Raw genomic sequence first — 23,412 nt, 5'->3', positions numbered from 1 at the left:
ATCATGGATTCATCGTTTTGCAACAGTCGTTGCACCATATGCAATAGCTCGGGAGAACTGATGAAATCACTGAAGAAGAGGTGGCTGGCCGGCATGGCGTCTCTTGTCGCCACCGCCCTGATGGTCACGTCATGTGGTGGCGGCGGCGCCACCGAGACCGCCCCCACAGGCGGGCGGGAGTCCTTCAAGGGGACGAACCTGCGCGTGCTGCTGAAGGAGGGCTATGAGATCCAGGCCATCCAGCAGTTCAAGGGAGAATTCGAGCAGGCCACCGGGATCAAGGTAGATCTGGAGGTGTACGACGAGCCGACCGCGCGGCAGAAGCTCGTCCTCGATTCCACATCGGGCACGGGAACCTACGACGTCACATCCGGATCCTTCTGGAACATGCCCGAGTTCGTCTCTGCCAAGTGGCTGGAGCCCCTCGATGAATATGTCAGCAAGGCCAAGGACGAGTGGCTGGAGATGGACAACATCCCCAAGGGTGCACTCGAATCAATGACGATCGATGGCAAGCTCTACGCCCTTCCGCACACCATCATCGGCGGCATGTTCTTCTACCGGGCTGATGTGTTCCAGGAGTTGGGAATCCAGCCGCCGCAGACCACCGACGAGATCCTCGCCGCAGCGAAGGTGATCAAGGAGAAGCGCCCGGACCTTGTCCCGTTCAGCGCCCGTGGCGCGTCCACGTTCGCTTCGCTCGGCACCGAGATCGGCTGGTCCTACGGCTACGACGCCCTCCTGTTCGACAAGGACGGCAACCCGAAGGCCAACAGCCCGGAGATGAAAAAGGCCATGGCCGACTTCGTCACGCTCATGAAGGATTACGGCCCCAGTGACGCTGCGACGCTGACCTTCACCCAGGCCGGTGAAAAGTTCTCCTCCGGCCAGGCGGCGATGATGTTCGATACCTCCGGGTTCGGCACCATCTTCGAAGACGCCAAGCAGTCCCAGGTTGCCGGGAAGATCGGGTACACCCTTCCCACCGGCCCCAGCGGCAAGAAGCTTCAGTGGCTGTACAACGAGGGCCTGGCCATCACGGCGAAGAGCAAGAACAAGAACGCCGCCTGGCTGTTCCTGCAGTGGCGGATGTCCCGCGACACCACCATGAAGGAGCTGACGCAGCTGAACCGCACGGACGTGCCCAACCTGAACGTCCTGCAGAGCAAGGAGTACACGGACTACATGGCGTCCAAGGGCCTTGAGGAATTCAGCACCGCCCTCCAGGGAAGCTGGGAAGGCACCACGGCAGAGCACTGGCCCTTCTACCCGGAGTTCACCTCCATTGGTGACACCTTCACCAAGGAGATCTCCGCGGCGATAGCGGGCAGCAAGTCCGTGGACGACGCGCTGGAAACGGCGCAGTCCGAGCTGACCACCATCATGAAGAACGCCGGGCACCTGAAGTGACCAGCTACCTGCTCCGGGGAGGCACCGTGTTCGACGGCGTCTCCCCGCGCAGGTCCTCCGGAGACCTGCGGATCGTCGATGAAAGGGTTGCCGAGCTCGGCCCGGATTTGCCGGCCGACGGCAGCAGGGTTATCGACGTCGAAGGCCTCTGGGTGATGCCCGGATTCATCGACGCCCATTCCCACGCCGACGCTGCGGTCCTGACGGGAGAAGGCATGGAAGTCAGGGCGCTGGCCGGGGTCACCACCGAGATCGTGGGCCAGGACGGCCTGGGGCTGTCCTTCGCCACTGGGGAAGCGCACCGGATCATGGCCGACATCCTCGAGCCGATCGCCGGGACACTCCCCGACCAGGAATTCCCCGATACGCGGTCCTACCTCGATTTCGCTGCCCGCGGCGCCTTTGCCCGGGTGGCCACCCTGGTTCCCCATGGCACTGTCCGCGCAAAGGTCATGGGCAGGCAGCTCCGGGACGCATCCGAGGAAGAGCGCGCAGCGATGCGCCGCCTGTTCCAGACCGGCATGGACCAGGGTGCGCTCGGGCTCTCCACGGGGCTCAGCTATGCCCCGGCGCTGGCTGCCACGACGGATGAGCTGATCGACGTTACCGGTGAGCTTCCCAAGGACACGCCCTATGTCACCCACCTGCGGGACTACGGGCCGGGCCTGGAGGAGTCGCTGGAGGAGGCACTCAAGATCTGCAGCAGCAGCCGGCTGTCGCTCCATCTGTCGCATTTCCATATTTCCGGTCCCGGCCGGGCCGGCACGGCAGGAGAGTTCGTTGAGCGCCTCCACCGTGCCGGGCAGGCGGTCACGTGGGACACCTACCCCTATACGGCCGGCTGCACCTTCATCGGCGCACTTCTCCCGCGCTCCGTCCAGTCCCTGAACGCCCCGGACCTCCTCGCCCACACCAGCGACGCGGTCCAGGCAGCGGACCTTGCTGCCGAGCTGGACGCCCGCGGCCCCGGCCCCACCTTCGCGGCGGGCTGGGATGCCATCTACGTGGCGGGCCTCCAGGGGACCCCGCTGGAACGCTGGGACTACTGGTCCATTGCACGCGTTGCCGAAGAGACAGGCATCTCCTGCGGACGGGCTGTCCTGCAGCTCTTCGTCCAGGCGCAGGGCCGGGCCTGCGTACTGGTGGACCAGGGCCATCCGGACAATATCCGGACCCTCGCCGGCACGGACAACCACCTCGTCGGGTCCGACGGCATCCTCGGATCCGGAATCCCCCACCCCCGGGCAACCAACAGCTTCTACCGGTTCCTGGACTGGGCCAACCGCGGCCTGCTGGACATATCCGTCGAGCAGATGGTGGCCCGCATGACCTCCCGCACCGCAACCCGTTTCGGTCTTCCCACCGGCCAGCTTGTGGCAGGGACGCCCGCCGACGTCGTGGTCATCCAGCCGGAGAAGCTCGAAGAAGGACCGTCCATGGGCCCCTACACCCCCAGCACGCTGCAGCACTCGTTTATCGCGGGTGTTCCTGCCGTCAACGAGGGATCGTGGCAGGGTTCCAAGCTGCCCGGTCTCACCGCCAGAAAGGAAGTGCGAGCATGAAAACCGTCTGTCAAAGCTGCGGAACGGCGTTTGCAGGCACCTCCGGGCACTGCGCCGTGTGTGGAGGAGTGTGCCTGAGGAGCGACCCGTGGTCTGCACCGCCGGCGAGCGCCCCCTCCCACACGCCGCTGGTCCGGAGCAGGATCCCGGGGCTCGAAGGCACCTGGTTGAAAGTCGAAGGGGCGAACCCGAGCGGGTCCTTCAAGGACCGCGTCATGGACGTGCTCGTCCGGGAAGCGGTGGCCGAAGGAGCCCCGGGAGCCGTCGTCGCCTCCTCGGGAAACGCGGCCGTGGCCGCCGCAACCCACTGCGCCCGTGCCGGCCTGCCCCTCCTGGTCTTGGTCCCGGAGCAGGTCCCCGCTCCCATCCTTGCCATGGTGCAGTTGCGTGGGGCCACCATCCTCCGCGCGGGCGAAGGCCCTGCGGCGGTGCACCATCTGGCGAAGCTTGTCTCCGGAAAATACGGCCTGCCGAACCTTGCCTCCACCTTCAGCGCCTCCGGCTGCGAGTGGGCCTGCAGGTCCATCGGGCACGAGATCGCCGCCCAACTGACGGACCGGGAAGTGACCACCATCGCCGCCTCCGTCAGTGTGGGCCCGGTCCTCCTGGGTGCAGCCCGGGGGCTCTCCGAATCAGGACGGCTTTTCCCCCGGATGGTGGCGGGACAGGCAGCGGGTTGTGCCCCCATCGCGAGGGCCTTCTCCGAGGGAAGCGCGGAGGTTCGGCCGTGGGAAGGACCCGTCGAGACACGGGCCACCTCGATCGCCGACAGGCTGACCGGCTACGCCCCGGAAGGCACGTTCTTCCTGAACCTGGTCCGGGCCGGCAACGGCACCGTGGGTGCTGCCGATGACGCCAGGCTCCGTGAGATCCGGACGGACCTTGCGCGCTATGACGGGCTGGACGTCGAACTGTCATCCTGTGCCGCCGTCGCAGCCCTCCTCGAATCGGGGCTGGGCGGCGAGGAATCCGTGTGCATCCTCACCGGCGCAGGCGTGAAGGAAACCCTCACCGGGTGGGAGCCCGCTTCCCCAGGCGCCGGCGTCGACGAATTCTTCCGATCAGTCCTCAAGGACCCCGGCGGGGCGAAGGAGGTGGACCAGTGGATCCACGAGTATCAGTTGTAACGGGCGGAGCCAGCGGCATCGGCCTGGCCGTCGCCCGCAGGCTCGCCGCCCACGGCCCCGTCGTCGTCGCCGACCTCGATGAGGCGGCGCTCGCCGCCGCCGAGCAGGAGGGGCTGATTCCTTACCGCCTTGACGTGGGCGACGCCGATGCCTGGGCAGGGTTCGGCCGTCACCTCCGCGGGGAGTACGGGCGCGTTGATGCGTTAGTCCACAATGCCGGCATCGCACCGATAGCGCCGCTCACCGAGACCACCAACGCCCAGATCGATGCTACGTACGCAACGAATGTCCGCTCCATACTTGTCGGCACCAGGGAGCTCTGGGACCTCCTTACCGCAGCCCGCGGAAGTATCGTCAACGTCGCCTCGGTGGCGGCACTCGTCGGGCAGGACCGCTCCGCGGCGTACGTCGCGTCCAAGGGCGCCGTGGTGGCGCTTACCCGGGCGCTGGCGATAGAGCTCGCACCATACGGCGTCCGGGTCAACTCGGTGTGCCCCGGCACCACCATGACTCCCCTGCTGGAACGCCATTTCAAAAGCATCCCTGCGGGGAATGAAGTGCAGGAGCACCTGACCCGCCGCCATCCCCTCGGCCGGCTCCTCACCCCGGAGGACATCGCGCCCTCCATCGTGCACCTGCTGTTCCCCGAAACGGCAGGGGCGATGACCGGCACCAACATCGTCGTCGACGGCGGCCTCACGGCTTCCTTCGACTACGGCAACTCATTCTCCGGAGGAGGTTCACATGCACGTTAGGACCGTGCGCGGCGTGGCCGAACTCGACCCCGCCCTGGCTGTACTGCCCCACGAACACGTTGTCATCGACTACCGGCAGAAGGAAGGAGCCGCTCCCCCGCCAACGCTTGCCACCGAGGACGACTGCGTGCGGGTCCTCCGGGCACTCCCCCCGCTGGGCATCCAGGCCATCGTGGACTGCACTCCTCCGGGGTACGGGCGGGACCTGGACTTCCTGCGCCGCGTCAGCGAGCGCAGCGGCGTCCACATCATCGCCAGCACGGGGACGTTCTGCGAGCAGTGGAGTGACCAGCCCGCGTGGGTGCGCAGCGCCGCCGTCGAAGACCTGGCCGCTGCCTTCGTGGCCGAACTGAACCGCGGCTGCGGGGTCATCAAGGTAGCCACGAGCCAGGGGGAAGCCAACGGTAACGAGATCAAAGCCATCCATGCTGCGGCGCAAGCCCACCGGGAAACCGGCGCGCCCATCGTGAGCCACACCACCGGCTCACTGGGCATTGAACAGGCCGCGCTCTACAGCGAATTGGGCGTGGACCTAGCGAAAGTCCTCATCTCGCACGTCTGCGCCGACGAGGAACCTCCCGAATACGCCATCGACATAGCTCGGCGGGGAGCATTCGTCGGCTTCGACAGGATCGGCCACACCTCCCACAGCGACGACCACTGGATCCAGCTCATCCAGAAACTCGCCGCCGAGGGACTGGCCGGCCGGATCCTGCTAAGCCACGACAGCGTCCAGCAGTTCAACGGTCCGGAGGCGATCGCAGGGCACACCTTCAGCGATATCTCCTACCTGCCGGAGTCCTTCCGGCACCGCGCGCTGGAGGCTGGACTCCAACGTGACGTCTTCGCGCAGCTCACAACAGCCAACCCCCTGAGGTGGCTGGCATCGAATGAGGTGAAATAGGAAATGAAAACAAGCCGGCGATACACGCTTCTTTCGCTGACACCCTCAGCACTGATCTTCCTCATCGTCCTGGTCTTCCCCACCATCTACATCATGAATCTGATGTTCAAGAGGGAGACCCTGACAGCCCCGGCAGGGAACCGCTACATCGGCTTCGAGAACTTCACCCGCCTCGCCGGCGACGAGAGGTTCTGGCAGGCGGCGGGCCAGTCAGCGGCGTTCTCGGCCGTGTCGATGGCCGTGAGTATCCCCGTGGGCATTGCCATCGCCCTGCTCGTGAGCCGCAGACTCCTCGGGCACGGTCTGTTCCGCATCATCCTGATCGTTCCCATGGTGCTGGCGCCCCTCGTGGTCGGAGCCGTGTTCCGTTTCCTGCTCGACTCGGGCGGGTTCATTCCCTGGCTGTTCAGCCTCTTCGGGCTCGCCGCACCCAGTTTCCTGTCCATCCCCGGGGTCTCACTCGTCACGGTCGCATTCGTGGACGCCTGGCAGTGGACGCCGTTCGTGGCGATCGTGGTGGGGGCAGCCATGGAAACGGTCCCCCAGAACGTTATGGAAGCAGCAAAGCTCGACGGCGCCAACGCCTGGCAGGAGCTGTGGCATTTCATCCTCCCGCAGATCCGTCCGCTGCTGGTGCTCGTTGCCCTGATTCGGTTCATGGACAGCTTCCGGGAGTTCGACAAGCTCTTCATCATGACCAACGGCGGGCCGGGAACGTCGTCCGAAACCCTCCCGATCTACCTCTGGCGCAACGCCTTCCAGTACCTGGACCTGGGCTTCTCCGCCGCCGTCGGTTTCGTGGTGCTGATCATCATCAGCGTGGTCAGCACGTTCATCGTCAAATTCTTCCGTGCAAACAAGGGAGTATCAGAATGAGCTCGCACACCACCTCCAAGAGCAGGACGGCCGCCGAGGCGCCTCCCCGGAGCCCAAGCTCGGCCTCCACGGGGCCTATCCCTCCCCGGCAGTTCCACTCCCGGAAGCTCTGGGACATCCCCAACTACGTAGCAATGATCCTGGTCAGCCTGGTGTGCCTGGTCCCGGTTGCGGTCATGCTCCGCATCGCAGTCACACCTCAGGTGGACTGGCGCCAGATGCCCATCGACTGGCTCCAGGCTCCGGACTGGACCTCCTTCGAGCGGGTCCTGGGCAGCGCCTTCCCGCGTGCATTGTTCAACAGCTTCCTCATCGCCCTGGTCACTACGGCCATCGTCGTCGTGCTCTCTGCCATGGGAGGCCACGCACTGGCCCGGATGAAGGGCAAGCACAAGGACCGCTTCCTGTTCCTGGTCCTGGGCACGCGTATGGGCCCTGCCGTGGTCTTCGCACTGCCGATCTATCTCCTGGCATCCGGCGCAGGCCTCATCGATACGTACGCCGGAATCATCGCCGTTTATATCGTCTACAACCTGGCCTTCGGCATCTGGATGATGCACGGCTTCTTCCTGGACATCCCTGCGGAAGTTGAAGAGGCCGGTTTGGTGGACGGCCTCACGGAGTGGGGCGTGTTCCGCAGGGTGTCGCTTCCCATGGCGGCATCCGGTGTCATAGCGACCGCGACCCTGGTTTTCATTCTTACCTGGAACGAGTTCTTCTACGCGTTCGTCCTGACGCAGCGGACCGCCAACACCTTCCCCACTACGATCCCCGGGTACTTCGGCGCCTTCCAGGTGGAGTGGGGGTCGATGTTCGCCGCGAGCACCCTGGGCATCCTGCCGCCTGTCATCTTCGGCATCCTTGCCCGGAAGTGGCTTGGTAAGGGGCTCTCGGGCGGCCTCGTCGACTGACCCGGCCGCTAACGGCACCGCAACGAAAACGACGGCGGGAACTCCCGCCGTCGTTTTCGTCCCTCAGGGGACCTCAGTATGTGGATCAGTGCCGAGCCGCGCTCGGACTCGACAATGGCGTCGTCGATGAGGGCCACCTGGTAGCTGCAAAAGAATCATGGGTGGAAGTTCCGCAGATCACCGACTAACCCATTTCTGGGAGGGACGGCGAAAAGCCGTCCCTCCCGAAAACCCAGGAAGACAAAATTCTCAATCCCCTCCCTATCCGCCAGGAGACTGCGGAAGTCTGGCTCATGCCGGTTTTCATCGCCAAAGAAGGGCACGAAGCCGACCTCCAGGAAGCCCTCCACGCCCTGCAGACGCTAAGCCGGAAAGACCCAGGATGCCTGGAATACACCGTCTTCTCTGACGAACATCAGCCCGGCACCTTCGTTCTCTTCGAAGGCTGGGCGCGTAACGAAGACCTCGCAGCACATAACCAAGAAAACCATGTCAAGGCGTTTGTGAAGGAAGTGGAACCGCTCTTGGCAGTACCGTTCTCCGTCACGCCCATCACGCCTCTCACCTGAATCCCGCTGACCGCAGAGGAGCCGGTCAGGATGTCGATCCCGTGGCGTTCGGTCCCACTCATGCAGGCGGGGGATCACTACTGTACGGATAAAACTGGGGAAGCCGCCAATCCCCACCACCCCTGCCACCGTGGCCCCGCTTTCCCGACTAATCAGCCGTGGCGAGAACGCCACCTGTGCGAGCAATGGCAAGAAGCACGAGCAGCCGGCGAGGGTCGATGTCCATGGTAAGCATTTCTAAACCATATCTTCAGATAAAAGCAATTGATCTAAAGCGATTTCTTCCACATAATTATCCGTAAAGCTACATCGCTAGATTTCACTGGCGCGAGCTGGGCCATTGCTCATCGCTCATCCGGCAATATTTGATGGGATTTCCGGGACGCACACTTATAAACCCGCTATTTACTGCCCGCAACGGTTGGACAACGCCGTCTTATCTATCCCTGGAAGGACATTATGGAACTGTTGTGGGAAATTTCCGGCTGGGCAGGCGCGGTTGCAATACTCGGTGCTTACCTTGCCGTGTCGATGGGTTGGATGAAAGCCGGCAAGAGCTTCCAGACAGCAAACCTCCTCGGCGCTTGTGCTTTCATTGTCAATGGCGCATTCCATGAAGCATGGCCGTCTGTGGTCTCGAACGTTGTTTGGTGCCTGATCTCCGCGGTGGCGCTTCTGCGCATGCGCTCCACGAAGTCGCCAGTGGCCTCTACTGAGAACCTGCCGGTCCAATTTCCCTGGTGTCCCTGACACAACGGGCCCACTGGCCATTACTGACGCGCCCCGAGCAACCTAGAGGCCCGTGAACCGAGGAAATCGTAGACGCCTGGCCCGTTAATGATGGGCTTCCCTGGGGGCGTATCCCATGTTTTCGCTGATTTTTCGGCCCGACGCTTGCAGCTCTTCGATCAGTCCCGGCACCTTTTCGGGGTCAAATCTGAAGGACGGGCCAGCGATGCTGACAGCCCCAATGACGGTTCCCTCGTGGCCGCGGATTGGGACGGCGATACCGTTGAGTCCATCTTCGAGTTCTCCGCGCACTGTGGAGTATCCGTGTTTCGTCACTGTCAGAAGCTGCTCCTCCAGTTCCTGACGTGATGTGATGGTCTGCTGCGTTACCGCGGGCATGCCCAGGTCTTCCAGGATGCGGTTGCGTTCTGCTGATGAGAGCGCTGCCAGGAACACTTTTCCGCTCGACGTGGCGTGGATGGGTGTCAAGCGGCCCATCCAGTTTTGGGTGGCAGCGAGCGTTGAGGGACCAAAGGCTTCGTCGATGTTAACGACGTGGTCAGAGCTCATAACAGCAAGATTGACAGTTTCCCCGAATTTTGCGGCGAGGGCTTCAAGGACGGGGCGGGCCTCCCTCGTCAGATCCAGCCGCATCGGTATGGCATTGGCCAAATGAAGGATGCCCAGCCCGAGCTGGTACTTCCCTCGCCCGCTGTTCTGGGCCATACCTTGTGCTTCCAGCGCTCTGAGAAGCCTGGAAATTGTTGACTTGTGCACTCCCATCTCCTCCGCGACTTCGGTAACGCCCGCGCTGCCGGCGCGGGCCAGAATCCTCAGAACCGCGATGGCTCGATCAACTGATTGAAGGCCGCCCCCCTGAAGCTCGGCGGCGGACTGCTCGCCATCCGTCGTCGTGTCCTCATCGCGCACTGGAAATGCCATGCATTCATACTCTCAGACTCGCTCCCTGAAAAATCGAAGACCTCTTCCGCCGAAACAAACGCCGAGGTCTGGCAAGACTCTTGACGCGGGACGTGATCCGAGTAACACTAAAACCATGAAGTTGCGGAGAACGCAACGTGGTACACATAGCGAACTAAATGAGGAAGCTGCCCTTCCACCGAAGAAGCCACCTCTGGGGAGATGAAACGCAAGACACAGAAGTAAGTGCTCGACATCATCGTGGACTAACTTCAGCGCCATGCCATCAAAGAGGGAAGCCGTGGCATCTTGGTCACCAAAACGCCGGGCCACTCCCCCGCTGAACTGGGCGATGACGTGCGTCACGGCGAATCGTTATGTCTTCCTGACTGAAGTGCAAATCAAACGAACAGAGGTGCATGTTTCATGGCTAAAGATGTATCGTTCACTTGCAGAAGGAACGGCGACGGAACTAAACATACCGGTCGCAAGGACGGCAAGCCGATAGGCAGTCTGGACTACATCCGGCCGCGCTACCCCCATAATATTCACCCGGCGTTGGTGCCTGGTATCAGCGTCGATGAACAGCGTCGGCACTACAGACTGGACAAAGTCGTCCTCACTGCGGCTGGTACCTTGACCGTGGCTTTCGTCGTCTGGGGCATCATCAGCCCATCCGGCGTTTCCGAGGTGGCAACCGCGGCATTCTCCTGGACCACCACGAACCTGGGCTGGCTCTTCAACGCCGTCGCCACCGTCGTGCTGCTGGCCCTTCTGTGGCTGGCTATCAGCCGATACGGAAAAATTCCGCTCGGCAAGGACGGCGAGACCCCCGAATTCTCAACGTTTTCCTGGGTGGCGATGCTCTTCGCCGCCGGCCTCGGCATCGGGGTGCTGTTTTGGGGCCCCGCCGAGCCGCTGACCCACTACCTGAACCCCCCGCCCCGGACGGTCGAGGCGGAGTCCGTCGAAGCCATGCATCAGGCACTGGCTCAAACGTACTACCACTGGGGATTTCACGCGTGGGCCATGTACGCCCTGGTGGGCGGCGCGGTCGCTTATGTGGGATACCGGCGCGGACGCCCCCTGCTGATGTCCTCGATATTCCGGCACCTCTTCGGAAAAAGGCAGACTGACGGATTCGCTGGAAAACTGGTGGACATCTTCGCCATCATCGCTACCCTGTTCGGCACGGCTGCAGCCTTGGGGATCGCTGCACTCCAGATCGGCGAAGGGGTCACCATCGTCTCTGGTGTCCCTGAACTGACCAACGACATCCTCATCGGCATCATCGGCGTCCTGACGGTCTGCTTTCTGCTCTCGGCCGTTTCCGGCGTCGCCAGAGGAATTCGCTATCTCTCGAATATCAATATCATTCTGACTTTGGGAATTGTCGGAGTGGTCTTCGTCTTAGGGCCGACGCTGTTCCTGCTGAATATGCTGCCATCGGCGATCACTCAATATATCGGATCATTGTTCGATTTGATGGCACGATCTGCTTCCTGGGGACAGGAGACACTCGAATTTCAATCCACGTGGACTGTCTATTACTGGGCCTGGTGGATCTCCTGGTCACCATTCGTCGGTATATTCATCGCTCGCATCTCCCGCGGCCGGACCATCAGGCAATTCATCCTTGGTGTTATCTTCATTCCGTCCGCCCTGCTTTTTGTGGCGTACGGAATTATGGGAGCAACCGCAATCTGGATGCACCGCGAGGGCAGCCCGGGGTTCCACGACTCGATGGCTGCTTCCGAAGTGCTGTTCACCTTGGTAGACAATCTTCCCTTCGCGGAATGGCTTCCTCTGGTCATCATGGTGGTGCTGGCGATCTTCTTCATCACCTCTGCCGACTCCGCCTCAATGGTTATGGGGATTCTCACCACGCGGGGTAGCCAGGATCCCCCCAAGCTCGTGGTGGTTTTCTGGGGCCTGGTCATGGCCGGCATCGCCGTGGTCATGTTGTTGCTCGGGAACGCGTCAGCTCTTGCGGGACTGCAATCACTGGTGATTATCACGGCTGTGCCGTTCGCCATCGTGATGATCCTGGTCATCTTCGCATGGTTCAAAGAACTGCGATCAGACCCGTATATTTTGCGCGCCCAGTATGCCGAGATCGCAATGAGCAATGCGGTATTGGAAGGCGTCCACAAGTATGGAGACGACTTTGGCCTCCACGTGGTTGAGACCGAGCCAGGGTGCGGAGCTGGTGCCGAAACCGATTCGGAGCATGAGGACTACACGGAGTGGTACCAGCGCACCAATGCAGAGGGCGAGCCGGTGGGTTTTGACTACGAAACCGGCAAATGGGCCGACGGCTGGAACCCCGAGACCGGCGAAATCGGCACTGTGCCGGTCCAGGAGAGCGAGGACGCAGAACGGGGTGAAGATGAGGAATCCATGAATGAGGGCGTCCGTCGTCATGGCGATTCCCCACAGCCGGTGCCCTCACTCCCGTCAAGCGGTGCCCAGTCAGCGACGGCTGGACTGTGAAAAGCCACTGCACCCGGCATTCAAAGTTGAGGACCACTTCCCATGAGTCTGAGCCTGCCGGCGCCATCGATCAAACCTAAAAGCCTTCGATAGGAGCAAAAATACGATGAATGAAATCCGCGACATTCTTCCCATCCCCACACGGAGAAGCCAACCGGTAACGGCGGCGATGGGAATTCATCAACAGGAGACACCCTTTACGCCTGTTGCCCCGCTCCGGGCCCCGGAGGGCGCTCCGAACGTGGTGGTTGTACTCATCGATGACATGGGCTTTGGTGCCTCGAGTGCGTTCGGTGGACCCTGCGAGATGCCGACCGCGGAAAAGCTGTCCGAAGAAGGCCTCCGCTATAGCCGCTTTCACGTCACAGCACTGTGCTCACCCACCCGCCAAGCACTGATGACGGGCCGGAACCACCACTCAGTGGGCATGGGCGTGACGACAGAAATGAGCACATCCGCCCCCGGCTACACTGGATTCCGCCCGGACAGTGCAGCAACGATTGCCCAAACCCTGAGCCAGAACGGGTACAGCACTGCAGCGTTCGGCAAATGGCACCAGACCCCGCCCCGCGAGGTAAGCCCGTCAGGGCCTTTTGACCGGTGGCCTGTGGGCGAGGGCTTCGATAAGTTCTACGGGTTCATGGGCGCAGAAATGAACCATTGGTACCCGCAGCTCTTCGATGGCACAACCCCCATCGAGCCGGCACGCCGGCCCGAGGACGGCTACCACCTCTCGGAAGACCTCGTTGACCAGGCCATCAACTGGGTCCAGACCCAAAAAACCCTCACGCCGGAAAAGCCCTTCTTCAGCTACATAGCCTTCGGCGCCACCCACGGCCCCTTCCACGGCTCTCCCGAATGGAAGGACAAGTACCGCGGCCGCTTCGACTGTGGCTGGGACGCCCAGCGCGAAGCGACCCTGGCCAGGCAGAAGGAACTTGGCGTCGTTCCCGAATCTGCCGAGCTGAGCCCGTGGGCCGACGTCGTGCCCCACTGGGACGAACTTGGCGATACCGAGCACCGGGTAGCCGCCGCTTTCATGGAGACCTACGCCGGATTCGCCGAACACACGGATACCCAGGTTGGACGCTTTGTTGACGCCCTGGACGAACTCGGCGAACTGGACAACACCCTCTTCATCTACATCCTTGGCGACAACGGGGCTTCCGGCGAAGGCGGCATCGAAGGCACCATGCGGGAGCACCTGGTTGGCCACGGCTTCAAAGACAGCACGGAGGCTATGGCCCGGGAAATCGACGCCCTGGGTGACGCCACCACCTACGCCATCTACCCCGTGGGCTGGGCGCTGGCAATGAACACCCCCTACCAATGGACCAAGCAGGTCGCTTCCCACCTTGGCGGCACCCGCGACGGCATGATCATGCGTTGGGGCAACGGCATCCGCCAAGGCGGCGGTGTGCGGCACCAGTACCACCACGTCATCGACATTGCCCCCACCATCTTCGAAGCAGCCGGCATCCCACACCCTGTTACTGTCAACGGCGTGACCCAGCAGCCCATCGAGGGCACCAGCATGGTCTACACGTTCAACGCCCCCGATGCCGAAGACCGCAGGCGCACCCAGTACTTCGAAATGTGCGGCAACCGCAGCATCTACCACGAGGGCTGGACGGCAGTAACCCGCCACGGCACACCGTGGGAAATGGTCCCGGAAGGGCTGCCCTCCTTCGACCAGGACGTGTGGGAGCTCTACGACATCCGGACCGACTGGAGCCAGGCCCATAACCTCGCCGATAAGCATCCGGAGAAGCTGCGGGAACTGCAGCAACTCTTCCTGATCGAAGCCAGCAAGTACAACGTCTTCCCCCTTGATGACCGGGTCACGGAACGGGAAAACCCCGAAGTTGCAGGACGGATTGACCTGCTGGGCCACCGGACATCGGTGACCTATCGCGCCGGGATGGGCCGCTTCACCGAAGAGACCACACTGAACGTGAAGAACAGGTCCCACAGCGTCACGGCCCGGGTTGATGTCCCCGACGGCGGCGCTGAAGGTGTCTTGATAGCACAGGGCGGCCGATTCGGTGGCTGGTCACTATATGTGGCAGATGGATACCTCAGCTACGCCCACAACTGCTACGGGCGGGACCTCTATATCGTCCGCTCCGACCAACGCCTCGTGCCGGGAACCCAGGAACTGGCCCTGGAATTCCAGTACGACGGCGGCGGCATCGGCAAGGGTGCGGAAGTCCGGCTCGCCGCTGATGGCCAGGTTGTCGGCAAGGGAAGGGTAGAGCAAACAACGGCCTATTACTTCTCTTTTGATGAGACACTCAACGTCGGCGTGGACCGTGGCACGCCGGTCACCGATGACTATCTCCCGATCGATAACGCGTTCACCGGCACCATCCACACGGTGCGCATCGACCTGCATGACGACGGCCACGACCAGCACCTCACGACGGCCGATCGTCAGCGCATGGCACTGGCCCACCAGTAACCAACGCGCGGGAAGACGTCCTTCCCCCAAAGCTGGCGCGCGGCCCGGACTTGAGGACTCTCGTCCGGGCCGTGCGCCCTCCACCAGTGGTTCTTCTGCGCGGGGAACACCCCACTCGATAAGATGCCGGAGACCCCTGGACCTCCAGAAACAGTGGGCTAAAGAGGAACCATGAATTTGCCAATCACCGAGGCCACCCAAGACTCATCCCGCGGCGGAACCACTAGCATCGGCCCAACGCAGGGATGCTGTGCACCCGCCCGTGAGCCGCTTCCTGCTGGTGCCGCCGCTGACAGGCATGCACACACTTCGAGTCTGACCCGCCAGGAATCCCATCACGGCATTGACATCCCCGGCGGAACATTCAGCATGGGCGATGCCTTCGGGGAAGGCTATCCAAACGACGGCGAGACACCAGTCCATGACGTTGCACTGGACGGTTTCCGGATCGATGCCACAACTGTCACCAACCGCATGTTCGCCGCCTTTATCCAGGCGACCGGGTACCGCACAGAAGCCGGGCAATACGGGTCCTCTGCGGTGTTCCACCTGCTCTCCACTGCCACCGGGCAGGACATCCTGGGAGCCGCCGCCGGCGCGCCATGGTGGCTAAACATCCGGGGGGCCGACTGGGCACACCCCACGGGCCCAAACTCAAACTGGCAGGACATCCCGGACCACCCCGTGGTGCATGTCTCCCACCATGACGCCCTCGCTTACTGTGCATGGGCCGGCCGCCGGCTGCCCACTGAAGCCGAATGGGAATACGCCGCCCGCGGCGGCCTGGACGGCATGCGCTACGCCTGGGGCAACGAACTTACCCCTAACGGCGAACACCGCTGCAACATCTGGCAAGGCACCTTTCCCACAACCAACACTCGGGAAGACGGGCACTCAGGCACCGCCCCCGTTCGTTCCTTTCCGCCTAACGGGTACGGCCTTTTTGAAATGGCGGGCAACGTCTGGGAATGGTGCGCGGACTGGTTCCTGCCCAAGTACTACCGCAACTCCCCCACCCACAACCCTCAAGGACCCACTATCGGTGCTGGACGAGTCATGCGTGGCGGCTCCTACCTTTGCCATGATTCCTACTGCAACCGGTACCGTGTCGCAGCCCGTACCGCCAACACACCCGAATCCTCTTCCGGCAATCTGAGTTTCCGCACCGTAGCGCTGGGCTGAAGCAGACGCCGTCGGCAACAAAGGGAACCCTCTATGGCAGCTACTCACTCCCCGGGCGACGGACGCAAGGGTCTCTCCGCCCGGATCCTCCGCGACGGAACCGAGCCGGATCCGCGGTTTACCCTTGCGAACGAACGTACTTTCCTGGCTTGGATCCGCACATCGCTGGCCCTGCTCGCGGGAGGTGTCGCCGTCGAAGCCTTCATGGCGGATCTCTTCGTCCCGGACCTGCGCAGAAGCATCGCGGTGCTCCTGCTGCTGCTCGCCCTCGTCATCGGCGGCGGATCGTTCTTCCGCTGGCTTAACGTAGAGCGCGCGATGCGGCGCAAGGTTCCGCTGCCGCTGCCCTGGATCGCGCCCATCCTCGCCGCCGGTGGCGCCCTCGTCGCAGCGGCCATGGTCGCCTTCGTCCTCTTAAGCACCGCCTGAGCCATGCCGGCACAAGGCAATGCACCTACCCATAACGACCCAGGAGTGCAGCCGGAACGCACAGACCTTGCGTGGGGCCGCACAACGCTGTCCATGGTGGCCGCCGCCGCCATTTTCCTCCGCTGGCTGCCCCACCACGGCTGGTTCGCCAGCACCCTGGTGGCCGCCGCCGTCGTCACTGCCCTGGCCATCAACCTCACCCGGAAGCACCGCTTCAACCGTGCCGTCCACGGCATTCAGCGGGGAATAATGGCCCCGGATATCGCATCGACAGCTGCGGTGGCCGCCATGGTCGTCATTCTCTCCGCATTGGGAATTTACACAGTGACCGTCCTGTCCGTTACCTAATCCGCTGGTAACGACAGGTAGTCCCCCTTATCCTGAAGGCCTCGGCGAACCGCTCTTGGCAGTACCGTTCTCCGTCCCTCCCATCACACCTCTCGCTTAACCTGCGGAACGCCGGCATCGAGTACATCACCGAGCTCTCCGCCCCCATGACGGAATCGGGGCCCGTTCTACACAGATGTGCAGCGACGTCGAGATGACCATCGCCCTGGACGAACAAAGGAGGCTGCTTTCTGGAATCCTTGGGATTGCCTCATTTTCAGCTGACCTGCAGGACCTGGGTTCAGGCGAGTTTGGTTACCTGGTAAGTGTGGCCGGCCGCGCGGAGTCGCTGTATGAGTACGTTGCCGAGTGCAGTGGCGGGTGTCAGCGATCCTTTCGCGGCAGGCAGCCGGTCACCGTCGAGGGCAAGAGCGAGTGCAGTCTCGCCTGCCATCACCGCGGTGGCGGCATAGCCGGGATCACCGGGGCCAGCAGCAACCGCCTGGTATCGGTGCCCGCCCTCGGTGCGGGCGGTCACCTGGGAGCGGAACCAGCCCGTGCGCTGCGTACTGGTGCCCGGACCCGCACCTGGTGCCGGAAGAAAGCGGTCAAGCACCCCCCAGGTCGGCGGGAACGCCATCGCGCCCGTGAATGCCCGCAGCCCAAGTGCCATTGCCCTGGCGATGACCGCCCCCGCCGGTCCCCGGGCCACCCCCATCACCTCGCCGTACTGAAGGGAGCGGCCGTAGGCCCAGCCCTGCAAGGCATTGCTGCGGCGCACTATCCGGGTGTTGAACGGGGCCATAATGAAGGGCGCGGTCCAGGTGCCGTCATCGGAACGGCGCACAGGACCGGAGTCAGGAGGCTGTTGTGTCGTCGGTTCCCGTGTGCGGTCCGGGCTCAGAGCGTAGGGGTCCGCGGCTAATGATCGCAGGGCAGGGCTCAGCCGCATTGCGTCGAGCTGCCCGCGCATCGATTCGAGCGTTCCTCCGCTGATGCCAGCCTTGGCCGAAGCAACGAGTTGGACTTCGACCAGACCGCCAGCGCCATCGGCTTCTGCCGCCTGATGAAGCATCAGTACAGCGAGGTCAGACGGCACGGAGTCGTAGCCGCAGGAGTGCACGATCCGGGCCCCACTCGTCCTGGCCAAAGCGTCGTAGCGATCGATCGCCTCCCGGACGAAGGACACCTCACCCGCAAGGTCGGCGTAGTGGGTACCGGCCCGCGCACAGGCGTCGACGACGGGTAGTCCGTGTTTCGCGTATGGACCGACGGTCGTGAAGAGTACGCGTGTGTTCGCGGCCAGGGCGGCGATAGAGTCCGCGTCCTCCGAGTCGGCTTCGATGAGGGCCCATCCCTGAGCCGCGACCGGCAACTGCGACCGAACCGCCGCGAGCCTGGACCTCGACCGGCCTGCGAGTCCGACTCGCATACCGCTCGGTGCATGCTCCGCGACGTAGCCGGCGATCAGTCGGCCAACGAAACCCGTCGCTCCGTAAAGAACGAGGTCATGTTCCCGAGATGAGGTGTCCATAACTGCAGCCTCTCACAGCGGCAACTCCAAGCTGACACACGGCTCCTTGTTTTCAGTCCACCTCACCTTGACCGTCATAGTGGGAGAACCCCTAGGATTCTTTATTTCCCGTGGATAGTCTGGGGCAGGACACCACCCTAGACGAGCGTCAGTGAGAACGTGATCGAAGCAGTTGCTGCAGTAATCGGCCGGAACAATGTCACCATAACCGGCCGGGATGATGGGCCCGTAATGATGTTTGCCCACGGTTTTGGCTGCGATCAGGCCATGTGGCGGAAGCTCCTGCCCTACTTCGCTGATGATTACCGGCTGGTGCTCTTTGATCATGTTGGTGCGGGAAACTCCGACATCAGCGCTTATGACTGGGAGAAGTACGGGTCCCTGGACGGGTACGCGTCGGACCTGCTGGAGATCTGCGCTGCCCTCGAACTTGAGGACGTCATCCTGGTGGGCCACAGCGTCAGCACAATGATCGCCGTGATCGCCGCAGTGCAGGACCCCAACCGCTTCTCCCAGCTTGTCCTGCTTGCTCCTTCACCCCGTCATACGGATGACCCGTACGACGGCTACGTGGGCGGGTTTTCGCGGGAAGACATCGAGGGTCTGCTGGCATCCCTGGACAGCAACTATTTCGCCTGGGCAGCGGCCCTGGCGCCCATGGTCATGGGCAATCCGCAGGAGCCGGAATTAGCGGAGGACCTGCGTGCCAGCTTCTGCCGGACAAATCCCGCCATCGCACGCCATTTCGCCGAGGTAACCTTCTTTTCCGACACCCGCCCTCAACTGAAAAAGTTGCGCACCAACTGCCTGATTCTGCAGTGCTCTGACGATCGCCTTGCCCCGCCGGAAGTGGGCGCCTACCTGCACAAGAATCTGGAACACAGCACCCTGATGCAGCTTCAGGCCACCGGACATTGCCCCCACGTCAGCGCTCCGGAGGAAACGGCCCGGGCGATTCTGCACTACCTCGACACCCGCTCCTGACGGGCACCGCACGCCCCTCGCCCGCTCGACTTACGGGCGAGGACTCCCCCAAGGCTAACCTCATGCTCCCCGTGCAATGAAGAGTTCGTGAGGAGTTCAAAGACACCGACGGGACAAAGTCACACTCATACGCTTTAGAGCGCTCCAACATCCAGAGTGCCACGTGCATCTCGGCCCTAGGTGGCGCTACTCTCCAGTGCATCAATGACGAGGCGACCCTTACGTCAGTCCGAAGCCAACGCACGCCAGGCCCGAGGAACCGCACCACGACAGCGATGCGATCAAGGACGCCTACCGGATGCTCGGCCTCCTTGAGGAGTGAACAGTCCACTCCCCCACCGCTCCTCGCCCTAGCTTGACGGAAGGTACACGGCGGCTCCATAAAATGGGCGGGGAGAGCCTGCTTATTCCGTCGCCGTGGGCCGGACTGTTTTCGCGGGAAATGAGGCAGCCCGGTTCTGGAGGGCATCGTTCATGTTCTGAAAACCCTTCTTTGTGCGTAGCAGCATCCCGGTTGAAAGGGGCACCAAGAGACCGGTGAAGGTCTCTGTTTGAGTAAGAGTGGTGCCGCCGGCCGTGGGCTCGAGGATGAAGGTATGACGGCCGTCGAAGAGTCCTGGTATTCCGAGTGTTCCGGACCATTCGAGCAGGTGTTCGGGTTCCAGGGCGGTCACTTGGGGCCGGAAGGTCATTCCGCCCGCGCCCGGGGGAACGATTCTCAAAATGAGTCTCTGGCCAACCTTGATGTCGCCGCTGGCCTGGGTGATGAACGGGTTCCAGTCGGGGTAGGCCCCGAAGCCGGTGAAGATTTGCCACACCACGTCCGGCGGTGACTGGATGTGTGTTGTAACTGAGATCGTTTCAAATTTCGCCTCCCACTAGCCCGGCCGATGATGAGCAGATTCAGTGTGCTTGAGCGGGCAGTACGGGAGGACGAGTGGTTCGTGCAGGTCCTTGGGCTCGACGGTGTATGAAGTATTCGGCCACCACAAGGCTGAGTACCCAGGATGCCCCGATCAGCAGTGCCCGGGTCAGTTCGTCAACCGGTCCTACGAGCAGGATCCAGGGGATGGTGACGACGACGATTGTTCCTTGGGCGATGCCGATGGCGTAGGCCCGGGACATCCATTCGCTGTGCCGGACGTAGTTGTGGCGCCGTACGGCGATGAAGCCCAGGACGATGAAGGCCACCATGGCGGAGCCGAAGACGAGTCGAAGGACGAGAAGAAGCGGGCCGTCCAGGGGTGGGAGGTCGTAGAAGACCGCCATCCACAAGCCGGACAGGGCGGCGAGCAGGCCTGTGGGCGCGAGGGTGCGTCCGGCGATTTTGTGCCAGCTGGGCCTGCCGCGTTTGCCGCGGCGGAGCGAGGGAACGAACTGGAAGGCCCCGAGCACCAGGTACACGGTGACGGTGGGAATGTGGATCAGCACGGGGATGGGCGAGTCGAAGAACCGTGCGTTATCCGGTGTTAGCTGACCTCCCGATAGTTCGGTCAGCCGCAGTGCGCCGGCGATGACCGGGACGAGGCTGAGGATGATCAGGGCGGCGGGCGCGAGCCATCGGGTCAGAGAGGGCTTGGGACGGGAACGGGGGTGGTTTTGGCCGTCATGGGTGTCGCTCTCTAGTTGGTGCGGTCACACACGCGTCGGGTTGATCCGGTTCAGGACCCCCCAGAGTCCCTTGTGGTTGTGCTGCAACCGGGCTTGGTCGCCGCATGGTCTCGGCCGGCATCATGCAGGCGTGGGTGACACCGCAGGGTTCGTTGGAGGATCGAGCGGGCCTTGGTCGAGCCGGAAGGGCGGGTACTTGTCACTCATCAAGGCCGCATACGAGATGGTCCGCACGGTCCATCGGTTGATGCCCATCAGCAGGTCGAAGATCCCAAGACGGTAAACGCCGGTGAAGAGCAGGATGATGGCGGCGATGCAAACCAGCAGGCTGAGCAGAGAGATGCTCGCCGTTGAGGAGGAGGCCGCGCTGCCGGTGAGGGCGGCAACGATGAGCAGCTGCGGCAAGGCGAACAGCCAGGACTTGAACAGTACCTTCCAGTGGGAGAGCTTCACGGGATAAGCAACGTCCAGTTCCGCCGGATAATCTGCGCGGGCGAGCGTAAAGGGCGGATAGCGATCGGTGCCAAGGACACCGTAGGCGTAAAACGTCACGCGCCAGTTCCAGCGGAGGACTCCGACGGTGAATTGGAAGAGCGAGGCCGGATAGCGGCCGGTGAACAGGATCGCAAAGCCCGCTGCCACGGTCACGACCAGGAATGCGACCCAGAGCAGGGCCAGGATGATGTAGTGGGGAATAACGAGGACCCACTTGACCAGCCAGAGCCACCGTGACAGTCCGGGATCAAGATGTCCGGTAAGTTGTGCCGGCTCGTTTCCGATCCGGTCGGCTTCCTGCGAGGCCCCGGGAGCGATCCCTCGTCCAAGGCCGGCAGCCCCGACGATGATCAGGAGCACGGATGCGCCGAGCGCGATAAGGGCCGTCGCGAGACCGTTCACTTCCGGCGGAAGTGAACGGTAGGCCGACAGCATACCGACCGCGGCGAGCCCGAGCAGGACCCCCACCACGAGGGCGGTCATGGGCAACGCGGGCATCTTGGCCACTGGTGAGTTCGGCACCCGCGCAGAATTGTTACTTGGCATTGACGTTGACATGGCGATCTTCTTTCAAGGAGCCGATGCTGGCGTGCCAAGAGTTGGTGATCGGGACTTCCGGTTGCCTGCAGCACACCTTCGTACGGCGTACGATCACCTTACCGTACGTTGTACGAAACGGCGATAGGTGCTAGCCCCCTATTTGCCGGAAAGGCGGGATGACTATTTTCCAGGGCTGGCGCAGGCACACTCGGCCCGTCCTCCAGCTTCCCCCGCTACGGCTGTGGACCGGGAGCTTTGTCCCTCCCGCGGGGCGGTTGATCGGGCGCATGGTCTGCCGGGGGCTGGATGGAGCGGGCGAGTCCGTCGAGGATGAGGTTCAGTCCGAAGTCGAACTCGTCCCCGAAGTCGTATCCGGGTTTGAGGACGTGTTCGGTAGCAATTTCAACCAGGCATGGGTATTGCCCGTCGGAGAAGAGCTTGACGATCGATGTTGTCACGTCGGCTGCGGCGTCGGGGCCGTGGAAGGGAAGGGCTGCTTCCTGCAGGGCGGCTCCGTAGATGTAGCTGTCCAGCAGCGCGTAGGCGTGGGCAGTCATCCGGACTGAAAACCCTGCGGTGCGCAGTGTGGCCAGGGTAGCCTCATGGTGACGCAGGGTGGCGGCCCCGGGAGTTGTCCGGGTTTCCAGCAGTCCGACCGCCCAGGGGTGGCGCCTAAGGGCACGCCGTACCGCATGCGCCCGTCGGTGCATTTGGTCCCGCCACTCCCCCTCCGGGGAGGGCGGCTCGATTTCGTCGAACACCCTGTCCACGATGCCGTCCAGGATCTCATCCTTGTTGGCAACGTAGTGGTAGAGCGACATCGGCTTCGTTCCCATGCTGATTGCGAGGGAACGGATGGTCAACGACGCGATTCCCGACTCGTCGGCGAGATCGAGGGCGCAGTCGAGTACCCTTTCACGGCTGAGCGGTATGCGCTGCGGAGGCGGGTTTTTCGTGCTGACTGACATCATGGCTCCCAGCCGGATCGTTTTAGTACTTTGTACGCTACCATGACCGTACGCTGTACGAACCGCCGCCGCGAGACCCTTACCCTTATGCTCGCGTGATCCCGTCGAGCACCTTAGCCCACTGGCGTCCAGCACGTCATACGTCGCCCCGAGGTCAACTCGTTGACGGGCCTTGAAAGAGAAAATCGGCAAGGTTCTGGACTCATTCTGGTAGAAGGTCACCTGCTCCTTGAAAGCGGCCCGCTTCTACTGAGCAACGGCAAGCAAGTGCCCAGGTTGGCCGACTCCGGCTACGGAACGTATTTCATAGCGATTCACCATCGAGGTGAGCTTCTAGGTCACGGTGAACTGTTTCGATGCCCTCTGTAGGTTTTGTCATCGCGTCCTCCGTGGCTAGGGCGGTCTCGAATAGTTTGAGGTTCGCCTGATGCTACGTCGTCTGCCTGGCCGGGCCAAGGACTCAGAGACCCCTGACCGGCGAGATGCAGCCTCCATGACAGGCGAAGTGCAGATACGTGGGCCTATCCGGATGAGAGACGTAACGGCTGCACGAGCTCCACTAGGTTGACAGAATATCCGTTATCGGCTTTTGAGTGGGACGAGTAGAAGTAGATGAGAGGACTC

Annotated in this window: 20 protein-coding genes and 1 pseudogene; 15 read left to right on the top strand and 6 right to left on the bottom strand. The window is 62.7% G+C overall.

The annotated features are described in order from the left end of the window. Positions 1-60 precede the first annotated feature (60 nt). The 9 genes and pseudogenes from DXK94_RS03030 (at position 61) to DXK94_RS02990 (ending at position 8,910) form a co-directional block, all read left to right on the top strand. Entirely contained in the window at positions 61-1,410 is a 1,350-nt protein-coding gene (locus DXK94_RS03030) for an ABC transporter substrate-binding protein (protein WP_181884724.1), read from the top strand. Beyond that, positions 1,407-2,972, top strand: a complete 1,566-nt coding sequence (locus DXK94_RS03025; protein ID WP_115523768.1) for an amidohydrolase family protein — start codon at positions 1,407-1,409, stop codon at positions 2,970-2,972. The genes DXK94_RS03030 and DXK94_RS03025 overlap by 4 nt, the downstream gene beginning before the upstream one ends. Continuing rightward, on the top strand, positions 2,969-4,099 hold the full coding sequence (locus tag DXK94_RS03020) for a pyridoxal-phosphate dependent enzyme (protein ID WP_115523767.1): 1,131 nt from the start codon (positions 2,969-2,971) through the stop codon (positions 4,097-4,099). The genes DXK94_RS03025 and DXK94_RS03020 overlap by 4 nt, the downstream gene beginning before the upstream one ends. Further along, a complete protein-coding gene (locus tag DXK94_RS03015) occupies positions 4,075-4,854 on the top strand; it encodes an SDR family NAD(P)-dependent oxidoreductase (RefSeq protein ID WP_181884723.1) in 780 nt (259 codons plus the stop codon). The genes DXK94_RS03020 and DXK94_RS03015 overlap by 25 nt, the downstream gene beginning before the upstream one ends. Then, the gene (locus tag DXK94_RS03010) at positions 4,844-5,758 is read left to right on the top strand and encodes a phosphotriesterase (protein WP_115523765.1); all 915 of its coding nucleotides are present in this window, start codon (positions 4,844-4,846) and stop codon (positions 5,756-5,758) included. Before DXK94_RS03015 ends, DXK94_RS03010 begins: the two co-directional genes overlap by 11 nt. A gap of 3 nt (positions 5,759-5,761) precedes the next feature. Then, positions 5,762-6,634 (top strand): carbohydrate ABC transporter permease, encoded by an 873-nt coding sequence (locus DXK94_RS03005; RefSeq protein ID WP_115523764.1) that lies wholly within the window; start codon positions 5,762-5,764, stop codon positions 6,632-6,634. Then, complete coding sequence (locus DXK94_RS03000) at positions 6,631-7,545, top strand: carbohydrate ABC transporter permease (protein ID WP_115523763.1); 915 nt, start codon at positions 6,631-6,633, stop codon at positions 7,543-7,545. The genes DXK94_RS03005 and DXK94_RS03000 overlap by 4 nt, the downstream gene beginning before the upstream one ends. A gap of 293 nt (positions 7,546-7,838) precedes the next feature. Beyond that, positions 7,839-8,114, top strand: a complete 276-nt coding sequence (locus DXK94_RS02995) for a putative quinol monooxygenase (protein ID WP_115523762.1) — start codon at positions 7,839-7,841, stop codon at positions 8,112-8,114. 459 nt (positions 8,115-8,573) lie between these two features. Continuing rightward, positions 8,574-8,910: pseudogene (locus tag DXK94_RS02990) on the top strand (YgjV family protein). Between the two features lie 38 nt (positions 8,911-8,948). On the opposite strand, the gene DXK94_RS02985 reads toward DXK94_RS02990, so the two are convergent. After that, positions 8,949-9,785: an IclR family transcriptional regulator gene (locus DXK94_RS02985; protein WP_115523760.1), complete on the bottom strand. Its 837-nt coding sequence runs from the start codon at positions 9,783-9,785 to the stop codon at positions 8,949-8,951. Positions 9,786-10,190: 405 nt separating this feature from the next. On the opposite strand from DXK94_RS02985, the gene DXK94_RS02980 reads away from it, so the two are divergent. The 5 genes from DXK94_RS02980 to DXK94_RS02960 all read left to right on the top strand — a co-directional run bounded on the left by DXK94_RS02980 (position 10,191) and on the right by DXK94_RS02960 (position 16,677). Then, positions 10,191-12,257 carry a BCCT family transporter gene (locus DXK94_RS02980; RefSeq protein ID WP_115523759.1) on the top strand — a complete coding sequence of 689 codons (2,067 nt, stop codon included), beginning with the start codon at positions 10,191-10,193 and terminating at the stop codon, positions 12,255-12,257. A 106-nt stretch (positions 12,258-12,363) separates the two neighbouring features. Beyond that, positions 12,364-14,718 carry an arylsulfatase gene (locus tag DXK94_RS02975; protein WP_115523758.1) on the top strand — a complete coding sequence of 785 codons (2,355 nt, stop codon included), beginning with the start codon at positions 12,364-12,366 and terminating at the stop codon, positions 14,716-14,718. A gap of 171 nt (positions 14,719-14,889) precedes the next feature. Next, a complete protein-coding gene (locus DXK94_RS02970) occupies positions 14,890-15,900 on the top strand; it encodes a formylglycine-generating enzyme family protein (protein ID WP_115523757.1) in 1,011 nt (336 codons plus the stop codon). A 33-nt stretch (positions 15,901-15,933) separates the two neighbouring features. Next, the gene (locus tag DXK94_RS02965; RefSeq protein WP_115523756.1) at positions 15,934-16,329 is read left to right on the top strand and encodes a YidH family protein; all 396 of its coding nucleotides are present in this window, start codon (positions 15,934-15,936) and stop codon (positions 16,327-16,329) included. A 45-nt stretch (positions 16,330-16,374) separates the two neighbouring features. Next, positions 16,375-16,677: a DUF202 domain-containing protein gene (locus DXK94_RS02960; protein WP_309544305.1), complete on the top strand. Its 303-nt coding sequence runs from the start codon at positions 16,375-16,377 to the stop codon at positions 16,675-16,677. Between the two features lie 280 nt (positions 16,678-16,957). Here DXK94_RS02960 and DXK94_RS02950 read toward each other — a convergent pair whose 3' ends face one another. Then, complete coding sequence (locus DXK94_RS02950; protein WP_115523753.1) at positions 16,958-18,190, bottom strand: trans-acting enoyl reductase family protein; 1,233 nt, start codon at positions 18,188-18,190, stop codon at positions 16,958-16,960. Positions 18,191-18,349: 159 nt separating this feature from the next. On the opposite strand from DXK94_RS02950, the gene DXK94_RS02945 reads away from it, so the two are divergent. Further along, positions 18,350-19,174, top strand: a complete 825-nt coding sequence (locus DXK94_RS02945) for an alpha/beta fold hydrolase (protein ID WP_115523752.1) — start codon at positions 18,350-18,352, stop codon at positions 19,172-19,174. A 404-nt stretch (positions 19,175-19,578) separates the two neighbouring features. Here the strand turns inward: DXK94_RS02945 and DXK94_RS02940 are convergent, their stop codons facing one another. The 4 genes from DXK94_RS02940 to DXK94_RS02925 form a co-directional block, all read right to left on the bottom strand. After that, on the bottom strand, positions 19,579-20,031 hold the full coding sequence (locus DXK94_RS02940) for an SRPBCC domain-containing protein (protein WP_115523751.1): 453 nt from the start codon (positions 20,029-20,031) through the stop codon (positions 19,579-19,581). Between the two features lie 46 nt (positions 20,032-20,077). Next, entirely contained in the window at positions 20,078-20,605 is a 528-nt protein-coding gene (locus tag DXK94_RS02935; RefSeq protein WP_258868413.1) for a DUF2306 domain-containing protein, read from the bottom strand. Positions 20,606-20,905: 300 nt separating this feature from the next. Then, positions 20,906-21,802, bottom strand: a complete 897-nt coding sequence (locus tag DXK94_RS02930) for a DUF4389 domain-containing protein (RefSeq protein ID WP_309544304.1) — start codon at positions 21,800-21,802, stop codon at positions 20,906-20,908. A 251-nt stretch (positions 21,803-22,053) separates the two neighbouring features. Then, positions 22,054-22,791, bottom strand: coding sequence for a TetR/AcrR family transcriptional regulator (locus DXK94_RS02925; protein ID WP_258868412.1), 738 nt, complete (start codon positions 22,789-22,791; stop codon positions 22,054-22,056). Between the last annotated feature and the right edge of the window lie 621 nt (positions 22,792-23,412).

It is taken from the genome of Arthrobacter sp. RT-1 (genome assembly GCF_003367205.1).
Lineage (GTDB): Bacteria > Actinomycetota > Actinomycetes > Actinomycetales > Micrococcaceae > Arthrobacter.
Note: the sequence above shows the minus strand (reverse complement) of the source record. Positions and strands in the feature narration are given on the sequence as shown.